The sequence below is a fragment of the Pseudarthrobacter sp. NIBRBAC000502770 genome, from assembly GCF_006517815.1.
GTDB classification, from domain to species: domain Bacteria; phylum Actinomycetota; class Actinomycetes; order Actinomycetales; family Micrococcaceae; genus Arthrobacter; species Arthrobacter niigatensis.
Window position 1 is genome coordinate 2,006,759 of sequence record NZ_CP041198.1, and the last position, 17,829, is coordinate 2,024,587.

14 protein-coding genes are annotated in these 17,829 nt (G+C 67.9%); 5 read left to right on the top strand and 9 right to left on the bottom strand.

What is annotated here, in order from left to right:
* Positions 1-27: 27 nt before the first annotated feature.
* The 4 genes from NIBR502770_RS09655 to NIBR502770_RS09670 are packed head-to-tail and all read right to left on the bottom strand — an operon-like array spanning position 28 to position 3,948.
* Positions 28-765 (bottom strand): HAD family hydrolase, encoded by a 738-nt coding sequence (locus NIBR502770_RS09655; RefSeq protein ID WP_141181786.1) that lies wholly within the window; start codon positions 763-765, stop codon positions 28-30.
* On the bottom strand, positions 765-2,279 hold the full coding sequence (gltX, locus tag NIBR502770_RS09660; protein ID WP_141181787.1) for a glutamate--tRNA ligase: 1,515 nt from the start codon (positions 2,277-2,279) through the stop codon (positions 765-767). The genes NIBR502770_RS09655 and gltX overlap by 1 nt, the downstream gene beginning before the upstream one ends.
* Positions 2,280-2,336: 57 nt before the next feature.
* Positions 2,337-3,113, bottom strand: a complete 777-nt coding sequence (locus NIBR502770_RS09665) for a fumarylacetoacetate hydrolase family protein (protein ID WP_056335278.1) — start codon at positions 3,111-3,113, stop codon at positions 2,337-2,339.
* A 10-nt stretch (positions 3,114-3,123) separates the two neighbouring features.
* A complete protein-coding gene (locus tag NIBR502770_RS09670) occupies positions 3,124-3,948 on the bottom strand; it encodes an MBL fold metallo-hydrolase (RefSeq protein ID WP_141160122.1) in 825 nt (274 codons plus the stop codon).
* 132 nt (positions 3,949-4,080) lie between these two features.
* Here NIBR502770_RS09670 and NIBR502770_RS09675 point away from each other — a divergent pair, with 132 nt between their 5' ends.
* On the top strand, positions 4,081-4,674 hold the full coding sequence (locus tag NIBR502770_RS09675) for a hypothetical protein (RefSeq protein ID WP_141181788.1): 594 nt from the start codon (positions 4,081-4,083) through the stop codon (positions 4,672-4,674).
* 81 nt (positions 4,675-4,755) lie between these two features.
* Here the strand turns inward: NIBR502770_RS09675 and NIBR502770_RS09680 are convergent, their stop codons facing one another.
* Positions 4,756-5,868 (bottom strand): branched-chain amino acid aminotransferase, encoded by a 1,113-nt coding sequence (locus tag NIBR502770_RS09680; protein ID WP_141181789.1) that lies wholly within the window; start codon positions 5,866-5,868, stop codon positions 4,756-4,758.
* Positions 5,869-5,972: 104 nt separating this feature from the next.
* Positions 5,973-7,025: a 3-isopropylmalate dehydrogenase gene (locus tag NIBR502770_RS09685; RefSeq protein WP_141181790.1), complete on the bottom strand. Its 1,053-nt coding sequence runs from the start codon at positions 7,023-7,025 to the stop codon at positions 5,973-5,975.
* Between the two features lie 150 nt (positions 7,026-7,175).
* Here NIBR502770_RS09685 and NIBR502770_RS09690 point away from each other — a divergent pair, with 150 nt between their 5' ends.
* The 4 genes from NIBR502770_RS09690 to NIBR502770_RS09705 all read left to right on the top strand — a co-directional run bounded on the left by NIBR502770_RS09690 (position 7,176) and on the right by NIBR502770_RS09705 (position 12,512).
* Positions 7,176-8,369 carry a sensor histidine kinase gene (locus tag NIBR502770_RS09690; RefSeq protein ID WP_141181791.1) on the top strand — a complete coding sequence of 398 codons (1,194 nt, stop codon included), beginning with the start codon at positions 7,176-7,178 and terminating at the stop codon, positions 8,367-8,369.
* Positions 8,370-8,371: 2 nt separating this feature from the next.
* Positions 8,372-9,100, top strand: a complete 729-nt coding sequence (locus NIBR502770_RS09695; protein WP_210418939.1) for a response regulator transcription factor — start codon at positions 8,372-8,374, stop codon at positions 9,098-9,100.
* Positions 9,101-9,201: 101 nt separating this feature from the next.
* Positions 9,202-9,978, top strand: coding sequence for an ABC transporter ATP-binding protein (locus NIBR502770_RS09700; protein WP_141160117.1), 777 nt, complete (start codon positions 9,202-9,204; stop codon positions 9,976-9,978).
* 2 nt (positions 9,979-9,980) lie between these two features.
* Complete coding sequence (locus tag NIBR502770_RS09705) at positions 9,981-12,512, top strand: ABC transporter permease (RefSeq protein ID WP_141181792.1); 2,532 nt, start codon at positions 9,981-9,983, stop codon at positions 12,510-12,512.
* Between the two features lie 87 nt (positions 12,513-12,599).
* Here NIBR502770_RS09705 and metG read toward each other — a convergent pair whose 3' ends face one another.
* From metG to NIBR502770_RS09720, 3 genes are read right to left on the bottom strand one after another with little or no spacing between them, the layout of a single operon-like run.
* Entirely contained in the window at positions 12,600-14,159 is a 1,560-nt protein-coding gene (gene metG, locus NIBR502770_RS09710; protein WP_141181793.1) for a methionine--tRNA ligase, read from the bottom strand.
* Positions 14,160-14,195: 36 nt separating this feature from the next.
* On the bottom strand, positions 14,196-14,951 hold the full coding sequence (locus NIBR502770_RS09715) for an ABC transporter ATP-binding protein (protein WP_141160114.1): 756 nt from the start codon (positions 14,949-14,951) through the stop codon (positions 14,196-14,198).
* On the bottom strand, positions 14,948-17,746 hold the full coding sequence (locus tag NIBR502770_RS09720) for an FtsX-like permease family protein (RefSeq protein ID WP_141181794.1): 2,799 nt from the start codon (positions 17,744-17,746) through the stop codon (positions 14,948-14,950). The genes NIBR502770_RS09715 and NIBR502770_RS09720 overlap by 4 nt, the downstream gene beginning before the upstream one ends.
* Positions 17,747-17,829 lie beyond the last annotated feature (83 nt).

Consider the following 17,829-nt stretch of genomic DNA (forward strand, 5'->3'; position numbering starts at 1 on the left):
CAGGACCGCGGTCGTAGTGTACGGAGGCTACTGCAGCAGCTGGGCCAGGGAGGCGACGATGCCGCCGTCGAAATCCTCGACGACCTCGCCCCCTCGGTTGAGCCACACGCCCACCAGGCCGGCCGCCGTCGAGCCCTCGGCATCCAGCAGCCGGTTATCGCCCACGTACAGTGTCTCCGAAGCGGGCGTGCCCAGCAGCCTGACCCCCTCCAGGTACATTGCCGGGTGTGGCTTGGCCACGCCAAGCGTGTCGGTACCCACCAGGTGGACGATCCGTTCCAGTCCGGCGCCGTCCAGTTTTGCCCGCTGGTAATCGTGGACGTTGTTGCTCACTGCCCCGTAGGGGACGCCCGCGCTGTCGAGGACATCCAGCAGGGGTAAAACGTCGGGAAACGCCTTGACGTACGCGGGTTGCTTCTCCACGTAGGCGCTGAGCCACCGGTGGGATTCCTCACCGTCGGCCAGTTCCACGCCGAAGTGCCCCAGGGCCGCCCTGCCCCGCAGCAGGCGCTGTTCGTTGAACGTCAGCTCACCTGCAAGGTACCGGTCGTAGTAATGCGTGGTTTCGTGGGTGAAGATCCGGCCGAACCGCTCCCACCCGGCCTGGTCCAGGCCGGGGAGGAGGTGTTCACTGACCTCGCGCAGGGCGGTGGTCATCGAATATTCGAGGTCCACCAGGGTGTCATCAATGTCGAACAGGACGCCGCGGACAGCGCCGAAGGGCGTCTGCAGCACGCCGGTGCGTGCTTGGCTGGGAGCGGCCATCAGCCGCGGAAGGCGCGGAGCCGGCGCAGGGAGGACTCCTTGCCCAGAATCACCATGGACTCAAACAGCGGCGGCGACACGCGGCGGCCGGAAACGGCCGTGCGGACCGGGCCGAACGCGAGGCGCGGCTTGATGCCCATGTTTTCCACGAGGGCCTCCTTGAGTGCGGCCTGGATGTTCTCCGCCGTCCAGTCTGCCACCGGTTCCAGCGCGTCGAGTGCGGCATCCAGCACCTCGGAGAGGTTCGCGGGGAGGCCCTTGCGTGCGTCGTCGGCAACGTCGACGGCGTCGTCCGCCTTGAACAGGAAAGCCAGCATCTCCGGCGCTTCCCCCAGCAGCGTGATGCGCTCCTGGACCAGGGGTGCCGCTTCGGTGAGGATCTCCTCCTCGCGGTCGGTGAGGATCTCCCCCACCAGGCCGGCTTCGCGCAGGTAGTGTGCCACGCGGTCGCGGAAGTCCTTGGGTTCAAGCATCCGGACGTGGGTGCCGTTGATGGCTTCGGCCTTCTTCAGGTCAAAGCGGGCAGGATTGCCCAGGACGTCATGGATGTCGAAATGCTCAACGAGCTGCTCCACCGTGAAGATGTCCTCGTCTGCGCTGAGGGACCAGCCCAGCAGGGACAGGTAGTTCAACAGCCCCTCCGGAATGAAGCCCCGCTCGCGGTGCAGGAACAGGCTGGACTCGGGGTCGCGCTTGGAAAGCTTCTTGTTGCCCTGGCCCATGACGTACGGCAGGTGGCCGAATTCCGGCATGTACTCGGCAACGCCGATGGCGTAGAGGGCCCGGTAGAGGGCGACCTGGCGCGGCGTGGAGCTGAGCAGGTCCTCCCCGCGGAGCACGTGCGTGATGCCCATCAGTGCGTCATCCACCGGGTTCACCAGGGTGTACAGCGGTGCGCCGTTGGCCCGCACGACGGCGAAGTCGGGGACGGATCCTGCCTTGAAGGTGATGTCGCCGCGGACCAGGTCGGTGAACGTGATGTCCTCGTCCGGCATGCGCAGGCGAAGCACAGCCTGCCGGCCCTCGGCCCGGTACTGTGCCAGCTGCTCCTCGGTCAGGTGCCGGTCGAATCCGTCATAGCCCAGCTTCGGGTCCCTGCCTGCGGCACGGTGGCGTGCCTCGATCTCCTCCGGGGTGGAGAAGGACTCGTAGATGAATCCGCCCTCGTGCAGCCTCTTGATGACGTCCTGGTAGATGTCGCCGCGCTGGGACTGCCGGTACGGCTCATGCGGGCCGCCCACCTCCACGCCCTCGTCCCAGTCGATGCCCAGCCACTTCAGCGCGTCGAGCAGCTGGTGGTAGCTTTCCTCGCTGTCGCGTGCCGCGTCCGTGTCCTCGATCCGGAAGACCAGCGTGCCCTTGGTGTGGCGCGCGTAGGCCCAGTTGAACAGCGCCGTCCGGATCAGTCCCACGTGCGGGGTGCCCGTCGGCGACGGGCAGAAACGGACCCGGACGGGAGTTTCGGCGGTGACGGGCGGGATGGAGGCGGCAGGTGACGAAGAAGCGATACTCATAGTGGCTTCAACTTTACCCGCCCCGCCTGGCCCCGATTTCCGCCCTCGGGCAGGGTGCTAGCGGCGGACGATCGGGTTGGACAGCCGGCCGATGCCCTCGATTTCCACCTCGAAGCGGTCGCCCTCCTTGACCAGCCCCACGCCGGCCGGCGTGCCGGTCATGATCACGTCGCCGGGCAGCAGGGTGAAGGCCTGCGACACTACGGAGACCAGTTCCCGCACGCCACGGATCATCTGGCTGGTGCTGCCGTCCTGGCGCACCTCGCCGTTGAGCCGGCCCTGGATCTGCAGGTCCTCCGTGTCCAGGTCGGTCTCGATCCAGGGACCCAGCGGGGCGGAGGTGTCGAAGCCCTTGGCGCGGGTCCACTGCAGGTCGGTTTTCTGCACGTCACGGGCAGTGAGGTCGTTGCCGCAGGTGTAGCCGAAGATGACATCGTCCACGCGGTCTTCCGGCACATCCTTGCAGATGCGGCCGATCACCACGCACAGCTCAGCTTCGAAGGAGACTTCCTCGGAGAACTCCGGCAGCACTACGGGATCATTGGGACCAACGACTGCGGTGTTCGGCTTCAGGAACAGCAACGGCTGGGCAGGTACCTCATTGCCGAGCTCATGGGCGTGCTCCACGAAGTTCCGGCCCACGCCGATCACCTTGCTGCGCGGAATGATGGGTGCAAGCAGCCGGACGTCCTCCAGCTTGTGGCGCACGGACGTGCGCTCCACACCGTTGAAGAAGGGGTCGCCGTGGATGACAGTGATTTCCTCACTGCCTGGCTCACCTTCCACAACGCCGTACAGGGGATCGGAATCGACGACAAACCTGGCAATACGCATGGCTCCTACCCTACCGTCCCCGCAGGGCGGGCCGCCCTTCGCTTCCGCCGCCGCGCAGGTAGGAAAGCTGCGCTGCCACGGACAGTTCGGCCGCACGCCGGACGGAAGGGCCGACGTCGGCATAGACGGCGTCAGCCACCTCCCCTATGGACGCGTCCCGGCCCAGCCGGTCAAGCACGGCACGGATCTGCGCCAGCCGCTCCTCCCGGTGCGCCCGATAGCCGCGGGCCGCAGACTCCAGGGACGCCAGCACCGGGCCGTGCGCAGGAAGTACCGTGGCAGGCCCCAGGGACTCCAGCAGGTCCAGGGAGGCGAGGTAATCGCCCAGCGTCCCGTCCGGATAATCCAGCACGGTGGTCCCCCGGCCAAGGATGGTGTCCCCCGTGAGCACCGACCCGTGCTGCCCGTCCGCCGGCAGGTGGAAACAGGCGGAGTCGGAGGTGTGGCCCGGCGTGGCTGCCACCAATATCTCCAGCCCTGCCGCCCGGATAACTTCACCGGACGCCAGGGGTTCTCCCCCGCCATGGCAGTGGTTGGCATCCATTGCGCGGACTGGTGCGCCGGTGAGCCCGTGCAGGCGCGCGGACCCCGCGGTGTGGTCCGCATGCCGGTGGGTCACCAGGATCAGTTCGACGACGCCGGCACCGGCCAGTGCCTGCAGGTGCGGTTCATCGTCGGGTCCTGGGTCAACCACCACGACGGCGGAGGCGCCTTGCGTCCCCCTCAGGACATAGGAGTTGGTGCCGTCCAAACTCATAGGGCCCGGATTGGGGGCGAGGAAGAATTGCGTAAGCGCGCTGCTCCGCTGCAGGACCGGGCCGGGATGGAAAGTCACTGACCCATCCTTGCATCAACGGCTGGTCCTCCCCAGTCCCTCACATCCCCGGCAGCGGAATAGAACGGCACGAGCTTCGGGTTGGCACCAAGGACAGCACCACGATCTCCAGCAGGAAGCCGGACGCCACCCATGAGCACAGCATCACTGACAGACCTTCTCGCCCAGGCGGACGCCGACGGCAACGACCATTCGGCCACCGAAAAGGCCACGGGGCTGCTGCACATCCATAACCACGCCACGGGCAGCATCATCTGGTTCCCCACGTGGAAGAAGTTCCGGGAAACCCGGGACTGGACCGATGCCGTCAGCAGCGTCGCCGCGGAACTGGCCGATGCCTCCGCTCCCGCGGACCAGGCCGGCTCGGCGCTGCTGGCGGCGGATCTGGAGACGCTGCTGGAAGAGGCTTCCCGGTCCAGCGATGCCAGTGTGTTCGTGCAGGAGAACCTCACCAGCCACCTGACCCGGACCTGGGCCATTGGCGACGCCGTCGCCAAGGCCAACGGGAAGGACCTGTTTAACGGCGGCACCACTCCCTCCGTGTACGCCGGCTACCCCTACGACGTCTACGCCCAGGACGGCGGCGTCTTCGCCACCACGCTCTGGAACGACCTCATCGACGCCCGGCGCAACAGGGCCTTGGCGGAAGAGGCGGCCCGGAAGGCACTCAAGCCCGTGTCCCGGAAAGCGATGAAGAACGCTGCGCGGAAAGCCGCGCGCCGCTGACATCCCGCCGCCGGAAGGAACACAAAACGGCGCCTGCCGGACCAAAGTCCGGCAGGCGCCGTCGTGCGTTGAAGCTTGAAACTAGGCCAGCCGGGTGAGCCAGCCGTGGGTATCCGGCTCTGCGCCGGTCTGGATGCCCAGGAGCTTCCCGCGGATGGCCATGGTGACCTGGCCGGCCCTGGCGTCCTCGGAACCGATGAACTCGGTGGCGTCCTTCAGGACCCCGATGGGGGTGATCACCGCGGCCGTGCCGCAGGCGAAGACCTCGGTGATGTCCCCGGAGGCCACGCCGTCGCGCCATTCGTCCAGGGTGATCTTCCGCTCCGCCACCTCGCGGCCCATGTCCTTGGCCACCTGGATCACTGACATCCGGGTAACGCCTTCGAGGATGGTGCCGGTGAGGGCGGGCGTGGCCAGGGAGCCGTCCTTCATGACGAAGAACACATTCATGCCGCCCAGCTCTTCCACGGCGTTGTCGTTGGCCTGGTCCAGGAACAGCACCTGCTTGCAGCCGTTGGCCTCCGCCTCCTGCTGGGCGATCAGCGAGGCCGCGTAGTTGCCGCCGCACTTGGCGTCGCCGGTGCCGCCGCGGCCTGCACGGGCGTAATGGCGCGAGATCCAGATGGAGACGGGCTTGAGCTCCCCGCCGAAGTAGTTGCCGGCCGGCGAGGCGATCACCCGGAAGGACACTTCACGGGCGGCCCGGACACCCAGGAAGGCCTCGGTGGCGATCATGAAGGGCCGCAGGTACAGGGCCTCGCCGTCACCGGAGGGCACCCATTCCTTGTCCACGGCAACCAGTTCACGGATGGCGCCAAGGAAGTATTCGGCCGGCAGTTCGGGCAGGGCAAGGCGGCGGGCAGACTTGTTCAGCCGCGCCGCGTTGGCCTCGGGGCGGAAGGTCCAGACGGAGCCGTCGGCGTGCCGGTAGGCCTTGAGTCCTTCGAAGATCTCCTGGCCGTAGTGGAATACGGCAGCGGAAGGGTCGAGGACGATCGGGCCGTACGGTTCGATCCGGGCATCGTGCCAGCCGCCGTTGCCGTCCGCGTCCACGCTGTAGTCGACGATGGCGGTGTGGTCGGTGAAGTAGTTGCCGAATCCCGGGTTTGCCAGGATGGCTGCACGCTCTTCGGCGGACTTCGGGTTCTCCGAGGGCTGCCGGGTGAATTCGACGCCATGGGCGGTCTGAGTCATGGTTCCTCCACGATCGGCCGCCCCGGGGTTCAGCGCTGAACGGCGAGGCGGCATTTGGTGATTCGAGTAAAGCTTACGCCCGAAGCCGGGGCCCCCGGCGTGGGCTAGAGTCCCGCGGCGATGGCGTCGCCGACGGCGCTGGTGCTGCGGGCCGTGCCATCGCGCTTTTCGACGTCCTGAACCACAGCGGCTTCGATCCGGCGTGCGGCTTCTGCGTACCCCAGGTGGTCCAGCAGGAGTGCCGCGGAGAGGATCGCGGCGGTGGGGTCGGCCTTGCCCTGGCCGGCGATGTCCGGCGCCGAACCGTGGACCGGCTCGAACATGGACGGCGCGGTCCGGTCCATGTTGATGTTGCCGGAGGCCGCCAGGCCGATGCCGCCGGTGATGGCGGCAGCGAGGTCCGTGATGATGTCGCCGAACAGGTTGTCGGTGACGATGACGTCGAAGCGGGACGGGTCCGTGACCATGAAGATGGTGGCGGCATCCACGTGGAGGTAGTCGTGGGTGACCTCAGGGAATTCCTGGGCCACGGCTTCGACGGTGCGCTTCCACAGGTGCCCTGCGAAGACCAGGACGTTGTGCTTGTGCACCAGGGTGACGTGCTTGCGTTCCCGCAGGCTGGCACGGCGGAACGCGTCGCGGACCACGCGCTCCACGCCGTGGGCGGTGTTCAAGGAAACTTCCGTGGCTACTTCATGCGGGGTGCCCGCCCGGAGCGTGCCGCCGTTGCCCACGTACGGCCCTTCGGTTCCTTCGCGGACCACGATGAAGTCGATGGTGCCGGGGTTGGCCAGGGGGCTGCCGACGGTTCCGTAAAGCCGGGAAGGCCTCAGGTTGACGTAGTGGTCCAGGCTGAACCGGAGCTTGAGGAGCAGTTCGCGCTCGATGATGCCGGACGGAATGCGGGTATCGCCGGGGGCGGCACCCACCGCGCCGAAGAGGATGGCATCGCGTGTCCTAAGGTCTGCGAGGACCCCGTCCGGCAGGGTCTCGCCCGTGGCAAGCCAGTGCTCGGCGCCGAGTTCGTAGTGGGTCGGCTGGAGCTCCACGCCCTCCGCCGCCACAGCCTTTTCCAGGACTTTGAGGGCCTCGGCGATGACTTCGGGGCCGATGCCGTCGCCGGGAATAACTGCAAGATCGATGGAGGATTTGCTCATATTTTCAGGGTAGCCAAGTCATCCATATGGTGGGCAAACCGTCCCACATTTCGGACACCTCGTCCGGAGTCGCCGGTGGAACGCAACAAGCGGAGCGAGATCAGCCCCAGGTATGAGGCACCCGCCACCGCAACAGCATAGAGTTCCGGGGTGGAATTACGGCACAAGGTTTATCACTGGCTCCGGGTTAACACTTTTCGGGTGGACCTGGTCTTCATGCTGGCGCTCCTGCTTTTCTGCGGCCCGGTATACCTCATGGCAGACCGCCCCTGGCACTTCGTGCTGTCCAGCGCCCTGGTGGTGCCGCTGGCATGGCGGCGCACCAGGCCGGTGCCTGCAGCCGGCGCCACTTTACTGGCATCCCTGGCGTTGTGGGCAACCGGGCTGGAGCCCCTGGCGGGATTGGTGGCCGTTCCGCTGATCATCTATGCCGTTGCCGCCTATGGTCCTGCCTGGGCCAGCCGGTCGGTCCTGGTCCTGGGCTTGCTGGGCGGGGTCCTGCTGACCAGCCGAAACCTCAGCAGCACAGCCCAGACCGGCGTGCTGGGCCTCACCATCAGCGCCGTGTACACCGTCCTGATCTGGATGCTGGTCCTGTTCAGCTGGACCCTGGGGGACCTGACACGCGTCCGCCGCCAGCAACTGCAGACCCTCGCGGACCGTGCCCGCCGGCTCGAAATCGAACAACAGCAGGAACGCTCCCTGGCCGCCGCCGATGAACGCGCCCACATCGCCCGTGAAATGCACGACATCGTGGCGCATTCCCTGTCCGTAATCATCACCCAGTCCGACGGTGCACGGTACGCCGCGGCGGCCAACCCGGCCGTGGCCACGAAAACGCTGGCCACCGTCGCTGCCACGGCACGGACATCGCTGGCGGAAATGCGCCGTTTGCTGGGCGTGTTGCGGCACGGCGATGAATCCACCACCCGCCCATTGCCCGGGCTTGCGGACCTTGATGACCTGTTCCAGGGGTTCCGCGCGGCCGGACTGCCGCTGGACATCGAACAGCTGGGATCGCCGCGGCGCACCCTGCCGGCGGGCGCCGAACTCACGGCGTACCGGGTCCTCCAGGAATCCCTGACCAACGTCCTCAAACATGCAGGCCCGCTGGCCCGGGCCCGGGTTTCGGTCCGGTGGCAGCAGCGGGGGCTCCAGATCGACGTGCACGACGACGGCCGGGGCGCATCTGCCGATCCCGCGGCAAGTGCCGGGGACGACGGAGGTAACGGGCTGCGGGGCATGCGGGAGCGCATCAACCTTTACGATGGTTCCTTGGTGGCCCGCCCGGCCGCTGGCGGGGGCTTTCAGGTTTCGGCCTTCCTCCCCTACACAGAGGCTTGAGCATGACTTTGACAGTAGAACGCGACGCTGCGTCCCCGATCCGGGTGGCGCTGGTCGATGACCAGCAACTCGTGCGCTCGGGATTGGGCATGCTGATCAATTCCCAGCCGGACCTTGACGTCGTGGCCGAGGCGGGCAACGGCCTCGAAGCACTCCAAGCCCTCGGCGCGGCAGCCGCCGACGTTGTCCTGATGGATGTGCGCATGCCGGGGATGGATGGCATTGAAGCCACCCGCCAGCTCATGGAACGCGCTGCTGTGGCTCCTGCCGGGTCCGCCAGGGCTGACCTTCGCGTTGTCGTCCTGACAACGTTCGACCTGGACGAGTATGCGCTGGCTGCCATCCAGGCCGGAGCCAGCGGCTTCCTGCTCAAGGACGCTCCGCCGGAGGAACTGCTGGACGCCATCCGGACGGTGCACCGCGGCGACGCCGTCATCGCGCCCTCCACCACCCGCCGGCTCCTGGACCACGTCGCGCCGCTGCTGCGCGCCCAGGGCAACGAACGCCCCGAAGACTACGCGGCCGTCGCACGGCTCACGGCCCGCGAGCGCGAAGTGTTCACCCTCATGGCACACGGGCGTTCCAATCCTGAGATCGCGGCAGGCCTGTTCGTCTCCGAAGCGACCGTCAAAACCCACGTGGGGCATATCCTGGCCAAACTGGGGGCGCGGGACCGGGTCCAGGCTGTCGTGATCGCCTACGAGACCGGCGTGGTCACCCCTGGAGGGTAGTTCCCGCAGCACCAAGGTCAGACCTGGGTATGAGCCTGCCGCCGGCAGGACCAGACCACCGGGCGATCCCCCGGCACGGTGGCCCGCCATAGCGTGGAACCATGACAACTTCCATGCATGCCCACCCTGCTTTGAACAGGGGAAACGCCGCTTCCTCCCCCGCCGTCCAGGCGCTGTCCCTCACCAGGAACTACGGCCGCGGCGCTACCCGGGTCAGCGCCCTGCGCGAGGTCAGCGTCAACTTCGACGCAGGCCGCTTCACCGCCATCATGGGACCCTCCGGCTCAGGCAAGTCGACCCTGATGCACTGCCTCGCCGGCCTGGACACCGCCGACTCCGGCCAGATCCTGGTGGGTGGGACGGACATCACGGCCTTGAATGACAAGCAGCTCACCACGCTTCGCCGCGACCGGATCGGTTTCGTCTTCCAGGCCTTCAACCTCGTGCCCACCCTGACCGCTGAACAAAACATCACCCTGCCGCTGGCACTGGCAAGCAAGGCCACCGATGCCGCCTGGTTCGACACGGTGGTTGCCACGCTTGGCCTCAGGGACAGGCTCCGGCACCGGCCGCACGAGCTTTCCGGCGGCCAGCAGCAGCGGGTGGCCGTGGCCCGGGCCCTGCTGACCCGGCCCGACGTCGTGTTCGGGGATGAACCCACCGGCAACCTTGATTCAACGGCTGGTGGCGAGGTCCTGGCACTGCTGCGCCGCAGCAGCCGGGAAATGGGCCAGACGATCATCATGGTCACCCACGATCCGGTGGCGGCCAGCTACGCCGACCGGGTGGTCCTGATGAGTGACGGCGGCCTGGTAGGCGAGATCGCCGAGCCCACAGCCGGGTCCGTCCTCGCTGCCCTCGGCAAGCTGGGAGGCTGAGCATGCTGCGCGTTGCCCTCTCGCAATTCCAGTCCCACAGCCGCCGGTTCATTGCCGTCGGCCTGGCAGTGATGCTGTCAGTGGCCTTCCTGTCCACCACCCTGATGGTTGGGGCCAGCACCCGGGCGTCGCTGGGCGCCAGCCTCGGCGAGGCCTACAGCAAGGCAGGCCTCGTCGCGCTCCCGGACACGGGGACCTTCGATGATGCCGCCCTGGCAGCGGTCCGTGCCGTGCCTGGCGTGACGGAGGCCTACGGCCGGCTGCAGGCCTACGCGGAGTTCACCGCCGGCGGCCAGGAGGTGTCCGCCCAGGCCCGGAACCTTGCGCCTGCGGCCCTGGAAACCGCCGCCGTGACCGACGGCGTCCTTCCGGAACGTGCTGACGGCGTCGCCGTGGACGGGGCCACGGCCGCCCGCTACGGGCTGCAGGTCGGCGACCCACTGCTCCTCAGGGGGCCGGACGGCGCCGTAACGGTGGCGATGACCGTCACCGGGATCCTGCGCGGCAGCAACGACCCCTTCGCCTCTGCCCTCCCCCAGGTCCTCGCGGGGACACCGGCCGTCAGCGCACTGGCAGCGGGGACACCGGGCCCGGGAGCCGCGACGGGCGATGCCGCCGGATACGGGAGCATCCAGCTCGCCCTGGCCCCGGGTGCGGACGCCGCCGAAGCCGGCCGGAACGTACTGGCAGCCCTTGCGGTCGCCGGCACCGGCGCCCAGGTCAAAACCGCGGACGAGCAGGTTACCGCCCAGGTGGCGATGATGACCGGAGGCCAGGACGAACTGACAATCATCCTGCTGGCTTTCGCGGGCGTGGCCTTGCTGGTCTCCGGCCTGGTGGTGTCCAACACCTTCGCGGTGCTGGTGGCGCAGCGCACCAGGGAACTGGCGCTGCTCAGGTGCCTGGGCGCGGGCCGGAGCCAGGTTCGCAGCTCGGTCCTGGCCGAAGCCCTGGTGGTGGGCCTGGTGTCGTCCGCGGCGGGCGTGCTCGCCGCGGTTGGCCTGATGGCAGCCCTGATCGGCTGGGCCGGAATGCAGCCGGACATGGCCTTTGCCACCATGGCCGTCCCGCCGTCATCCGTCATCGCGGGGCTGGCAGTGGGTACTTTGCTGACCGTGGGCGCCGCCTTGGTTCCGGCGAAGGCGGCCACGGCCGTGGCTCCGCTTGCTGCACTCCGGCCGGCTGACGATGCCGGAATCGGGAACCGGCGCGGCCGCGTGCGGCTGGTCCTGGGCCTTGGCGCCCTGGCCCTCGGCGTCCCGCTGCTGGCGTTCGGCGCCGCGGCCGTGATGCTGGTGGTGGCTTTTGCCGGCGGCGTGCTGTCGTTCGTCGGAGTCCTGCTCTGCGCCACCCTGTTCGTGCCGCGGCTGGTGGGCCTCGCGGGACGGCTGGCTGCCCCTGCAGGCGTACCCGGGAAGCTGGCAGCGCTCAATGCCGTCCGCAACCCGGCCCGGACCTCCGTCACTGCCGCCGCCCTGCTGATCGGCGTCACGCTCGTGTCCCTGATGATGACCGGGGCCGCCACGGCCCGCCAGGCATTTGACAACGCCCTCGCCGGGACTTACCCCGTGGATATGGCCCTTACCGGGGATGCACTGACAGACGCCGGGCGTGACGCAGCAGCACGGGTGGACGGCGTCGCAGCTGCAGCCCTGCTGCCGGCAGCAGGCACCATGCGCGACGGGGACATGGAAGGTCCCGTCTATGCCCTTGACGCGGCGGAGGCCGGCCAGTTGCTCCGTGACACTACGATCACCCTGGAGCCGGGCAGGATCTACCTGCCGGAAGGCTCCCCGGCCGGCTCCGTTGAGGTCAACGGCACTGCCGGAACGGTCACTTTGGAAGCCGTGGTGCTGAGGACCCGCAACATCCCGGCCCTGGTGTCCACTGACACCGCCCGCCGGTTTGGCCCGCTGCGGGGAGTTTCCTCAGCAGACACCGCAGGAATCGATGTCACCGGACCGGCGGCAAGCGCCATCTGGCTGCGCCTTGCGGACGCTCCGGCCAACGGGCCGCTGTCCGCGGACCGGATCAGGGACATCCAGTCCGCTGTTGCCGGGGCAGCAGGCGTGTCTGTCGGAGCCGTCAGTGGTGCCGCCATAGAACGCGTCACCTTCAATGAAGTCATCGACGTACTGCTCCTGGTGGTGACCGGCCTGCTGGGGGTGGCAGTGCTGATCGCGCTGATCGGGGTGGCAAACACCTTGTCGCTGTCCGTGCTCGAACGGACCAGGGAGAACTCCCTGCTCCGGGCGCTGGGCCTTACCAAAGGCCAGTTGCGGGGGATGCTTGCCCTTGAAGCGGCCCTGGTGGCCGGCGTCGCGGCGCTGCTCGGCGCTGCGCTGGGAACCCTGTACGGGTGGCTGGGCGCCAGGTCTGCCCTCGGCAGCCTGGCCGAGGTCACGCCTTCCATCCCCTGGCTGCAACTGCTGGGCGTGCTGGCGGTGGCCGTCGTCGCCGGCCTGCTCGCGTCGGTCATTCCTGCCCGGCGGGCGGCACGCCTGTCACCCGTCCAGGGGCTCGCCGCCGCGTAGCGGCCTCGGCGCCCAAGGCGCCTGGAACGGAAAAGGGGCAGGTGCCGCGGAAACCCCCGGCACCTGCCCTCTGCGCGCGCCGAAACCTCAGGCTTCGGCAGGTTCCTCGAACTTCGGGAAGACGGGGGCGGGGGCGGGCAGTGCGGTGCCGGGCACGATGGGGGTGGCGATTGCCGCGAACTGCCTGGCCCCGCCGTCGGCCTGGCCCAGCGCGTCCAGCAGCTTGGCGGATGCGCCGGGCATGACCGGCTGCGCCAGGATGGCCACGATCCGCAGGACCTCCAGCGTCACGTAGAGCACGGTGTTCATGCGCTCGACGTCGGTCTTCCGCAGCACCCAGGGCGCCTGCTCGGCGAAGTAGGCGTTGGTGTGGTGCAGCACGCCCCAGATTGCCTCCAGGGCCCGGCTGAACTCCTGCTTGTCGAAGGCCGCGCGGGCGGCGTCCAGCAGGCCGTTGGCCTGGTCAAGGATTGCCTGGTCTGCAGCCGTGAGCTCCCCGGGGGTGGGTACCGCGGCGTCACAGTTCTTCGCCACCATGGACAGGGACCGCTGGGCCAGGTTGCCGAAGTTGTTCGCGAGGTCCGCGTTCATCCGGCCCACGATGGCCTCGTGGTTGTAGCTGCCGTCGGCGCCGAACGGGACCTCGCGCAGGAAGAAGAACCGCACCTGGTCCAGGCCGTAGCGGGCCACGAAGTCCGCCGGCGCCACCACATTGCCCAGGGACTTGGACATCTTGACCCCGTTGTTGTGCAGGAAGCCGTGGATCATCACGCGCCTGGGCAGTTCCAGCCCGGCACTCATCAGGAAGGCGGGCCAGTAGATGGCGTGGAACCGGGAGATGTCCTTGCCGATGATGTGGACGTCGGCGGGCCAGTACTTCCGGAACTTCTCCGAGTCCACATCCGGGTAGCCGACGCCGGTGAGGTAGTTGGTCAGCGCATCCACCCAGACGTACATGACGTGCTTGTCGTTGCCGGGCACGGGAACGCCCCAGTCGAACGTGGTGCGGCTGATGGACAGGTCCTCCAGGCCGCGCTTGACGAAGCTGATGACCTCGTTGAACCGGTACTGGGGTGCGCCGAACTCCGGGTGGGATTCATACAGTGCCAGCAGCTTGTCCTGGTAGGCGGAGAGCCGGAAGAAGTAGCTCTCCTCCGCCGTCCACGTCACCTCGGTGTCCGTCTCTTTCGAGTAGCGCACGCCGTCGTCCTTCACCACCGTCTCATCCTCGGCGTAGAAGGCCTCGTCCCGCACGGAGTACCAGCCCTCGTACTTGTCGAGGTAGATGTCGCCGTTGGCTTCCATCTTCTTCCAGATGGCCTGCGAGGCCGCGTAGTGGTCTTCGTCGGTGGTGCGGATGAAGCGGTCGTAGCTGATGCCCAGGTCGGCATGCGCAGCCTTGTAGACCTCTGCGTTCCGGTCCACCAGTTCCTTGGGCGTGATGCCTTCCTTCTCCGCGGTCTGGGCAATTTTCATGCCGTGCTCGTCGGTGCCGGTCAGGAACATCACGTCATAGCCGTCCAGCCGCTTGAAGCGCGCCATGGCGTCGGTGGCAATGTACTCGTAGGCGTGCCCGATGTGCGGTACGCCGTTGGGGTAGGTGATGGCCGTGGTGATGTAGAACGGCGTTTTCTCTGGAGCAGTCACGGTGCGGACGGTTACCTTCGGTGCGGGGTGGGCGGACTAGATCAGTTCTGTCAGGGTATCGCTCAGGCGGACCAGCTCGTGGTCGTGCGAGGCCACCAGGACGGCGATGCCGTCGGAGGTGGTGTCCTTCAGGATGCTGATGATGCGGTTGGCGGAGGCACGGTCCAGGGAGGCGGTGGGCTCATCCACCACCAGGACCCGGGTGCCGAGGATCAGGGCCCGGGCAATGGCCACGCGCTGCCGCTCACCGCCGGAGAGCTGGGCGGGACGGTGCCGCATGCGGCGGCCCAGGCCCACCAGGTCCAGCAGGTCCTTGGCCATGTCGCGGCGCTGGTCCACCTCGCCGTCGGGAACGGCAGGCAGGAGGACGTTCTCCAGGGCGCTCATGCCGTCGATCAGGGCACCGCCCTGATCCACGTAACCGATCAGGGCACGACGACGGTCGGCGATTTCGTCGTCGCCCATGCTTTCGAGCGAATCACCTTCCCAGAACACCCGGCCCGACGTCGGCAGGGTAAGTCCCGCCCCGACGGTCAGGATGCTGGTCTTGCCGGAGCCGCTTCGGCCGGCGACGCAGTGCATCTCACCGGCGTGCAGGGTCAGGTCGAAACCTTCCACCACGCTCACGGCCTCGGCGCCGCCCTTTCCGCCGCCGTAGCGGATGGTGATGTCGCGCATCTCCAGCGGGGTGGCGTGGTCGGCCGACTTGACGATGGTGTTGGCCCGGGTCTGCAGGGGGACCTCGTTGGAGCCGCTCCTGCGGCTCCGCTGGACGTTCGTCGGGTTTGTCATTGGACCACTTTCGTTGCAATCGGTATCCAGCAAATTACAGCCACCAGCCCAGCCACGGCAGCCCAGATGGCTGCATAGGGGGCCAGCAGCAGGCCGATGCCCAGGGCGCCCAGCACGCCCAGCGGCAGGGCCACGGTTCCCACCAGCGCGTTCTCGAACAACCGCACCTGGCGGAGCATGTCCGGGTTCCAGCCCATGGCCTGGAGGATGCCCAGGTACTGGCGTTTGGCGTTGAGCTCGAACCGGCCCGTCACCAGGGTCAGGACCAGCCCCACTGCCACGCCGGACAGTGCCAGCAGGATGCTTGGGAGCGTCACGCTGGCGGCGGCCAGGCCGCTCAATGCGCTGGCACCGGCGGCGCGGGGAATATCGATCAGCAGGGCAATCAGGCCGCCCACTGCCGCGCCGAAGACACCGACCGCGACGGCGAGCGACAAGGTGTTGAACTTGTTGGTGCTCAGCTGCCGGTGGGCGAAGGTGAGCGGCGAATCGACGGGGATGAGGCGTTCGTCGTGCTGCGGTTCCTGGTCGATCACGTCGCGGTGGCGCAGCTGCCGGGCGGCGAACAGCGCTGCAGCACAGTAGAGCACCAGGACGGCGGCGCACACCAGTGCGGTGGCCAGACTCCAGCTCAGCAGGCTCAGCACGATGCCCGCCGCGGCAAGCAGCACGGCCCCGACGCCGAATTCCTCGAGTACCCAGCTTCGGATCCGGCGCTGGGTCCAGCCCATGGCCCGCAGGGTTCCGGCCTCACTGCGGCGTTTGCGGATGTAGCTCACAGTCGAGGCGCCGGTGAGGAGTGCCGCCCCGCACAGCGTCAGGAACAGGAGGGTGATGTTGGTTCCCGAAAGTGCCCCTGCCACGGCCTCCGCGGCATTCTGGCGGACCCAGGACTGCTGGACCGTGCCGAGAGCCGATTCCTTTCCGGCGCCGTCCTTGGAGTAGCCGGGAACGAAGATGCTGGTGTCTTCACGGGCGGAACCCGCCACCACGGTGGCGTCAAGGCCCACGTCCCGGATCTGCGCGGCGAGCTTCTCCACCTCAGGCTGGGCGTCCTTCCAGCTGCCCGGCGCCTTGGCGCGGACGCGGATGGCATCGATGACGGCGGCGTTCTGCTTGTAGCCGCGCGCGGCGGCGAGTCCGTAGAAGTCCGTGATGGCACCGGCGGACTGGCTGGCCAGTCCGGTGGCGCTGAGCGACGGCTTCAGCTCCGCGGCTGGAACGTCCTTGCCGGAGGCGTCCTTTGTCAGGGTAAACGGGGTGGGATCGTAGCCGCCCAGCGGCAGCTTGTTGACGTCGCCGGAGGCGGCCTCCACCGCGGCGGGGTCGAACGTACCGTAGACCATGGGCAGCGGCTGCGCAGACTGCTGCTGGCCGGTGGGCAGGTTGTCGCGGTAGGACCGCTCGTCAACCGGGTTGCGCTGGGTCTGGTCGACCGGCGCGCCGTTGGACGCCTTGTCGGGAAGTCGGTTGACGGTGACCCAATCCCCGGGAACTGCCGTCTTGTCCACGGCACCGTTGGACGCGGTGTCTCCGTCTGTGTACTTGGGGGCGCCGGCGAAATTGGTGCTCCACTTGGCCGGAGTGTACAGGCCCGGGTTGAAGTTGCCGGTGGCGCCCAGCAGCGAGGAGTGGTCGGTCGAACCCGGCCAGGACAACACGAAGGGGTCCTTGGAAACAAACGGCAGGTAATCCTTGCCCAGGGATTTCGAGACGGTGCCGACGTCCTTGACGACCTTGCCGGCGTCGTCAATTTCCTCGATCTTGACGTTGTACTTCAGGTCCAGCGAGGTGCCGGAGCGCACGATCAGCGGTACCGCCTGCGAACCGGTGGTCAGCTGGCCGTTGCGCTTGGCCTGCTGGTACTGGGTCATCAGGGGCGCCCAGTACTTGAGCTTAACGCCCAGGAAGTCGGGGCCTTCCTTGAGCTGGTCCATGCTGATGCCGCTGGTGAAGAGGCCTTCCAGGTAGCGGCCCACGGCGCCGGCGTCGCGGGCATCTGCCGGCGGCGCCTTCTCCAGCGGAGCCAGGAAGTCGCCGGCGGAACCGAGGAGTGCCCGCTCGGCGGCAGGGTCGACGGCCACGACGGATTCGGTGACCTCGGGGGCCATCGGGAGTGCCACGGAGAGGTTGAAGAGGTTGTGCTCGGACCCGCCGGCGGGCGCAGGGAACTTGATGCCCGTCTCCCCTGCCGGCGCGGCGATGCGGATGCTGCTGCCGCCGGCGGCCTTCTCCTCGACGAGCTTCGCCTTGCCCAGCGTGCCCTCGGCCGTGGTCTTGAACAGGGTTTGCTCGGAGTTCCCGTCGGAGCTCACGGCGCTGGCGGTGAGGCGGTACTTCTTGGCGGCATCGGTCAGGACGGACTCCGCTGCCGGCCACTTGTCCGGGGCGGTGGCGCCGGCGGCCTGGTCCGCCGTGGCGGTGCCGGCCAGTCCGGCGTTGTAGCCCAGGTAATCCATGGCGTCGAGGCGGGGCGTCTCCAGGTTCTGGGTGACGCGCGAGACCAGGCTGATGGGGGCGGCCACGGACGTGCCGGACAGCTTCCGGATGGAGTCCAGCTGGTCGAAGCCGATGCCGCCCGCGCCGTTGGCGATTTCGGGCTGCAGAAGCGCCCCGGAGGGCGCCTTGGCCTGGACCAGGATGTCGTAGAGACCCCTCGAGTTTTCATCGACCGTCCGGTTGAGTGCAGCCTGTGACTGGCTTTGGACGACGACCGACAAGCACATGGCTGCGATCAAGATGGCCGCGGTCAACAGCAGCACCCTGCTTCTGATGAACCTCTGGACGGCGTTCATGGAACTCCCTGAAACCTGGATTGCGTGCGCGCACTTCCGTCCCCCGGGCAGGCGTGGGCAATGACGGACGGATGTGCAAAAGG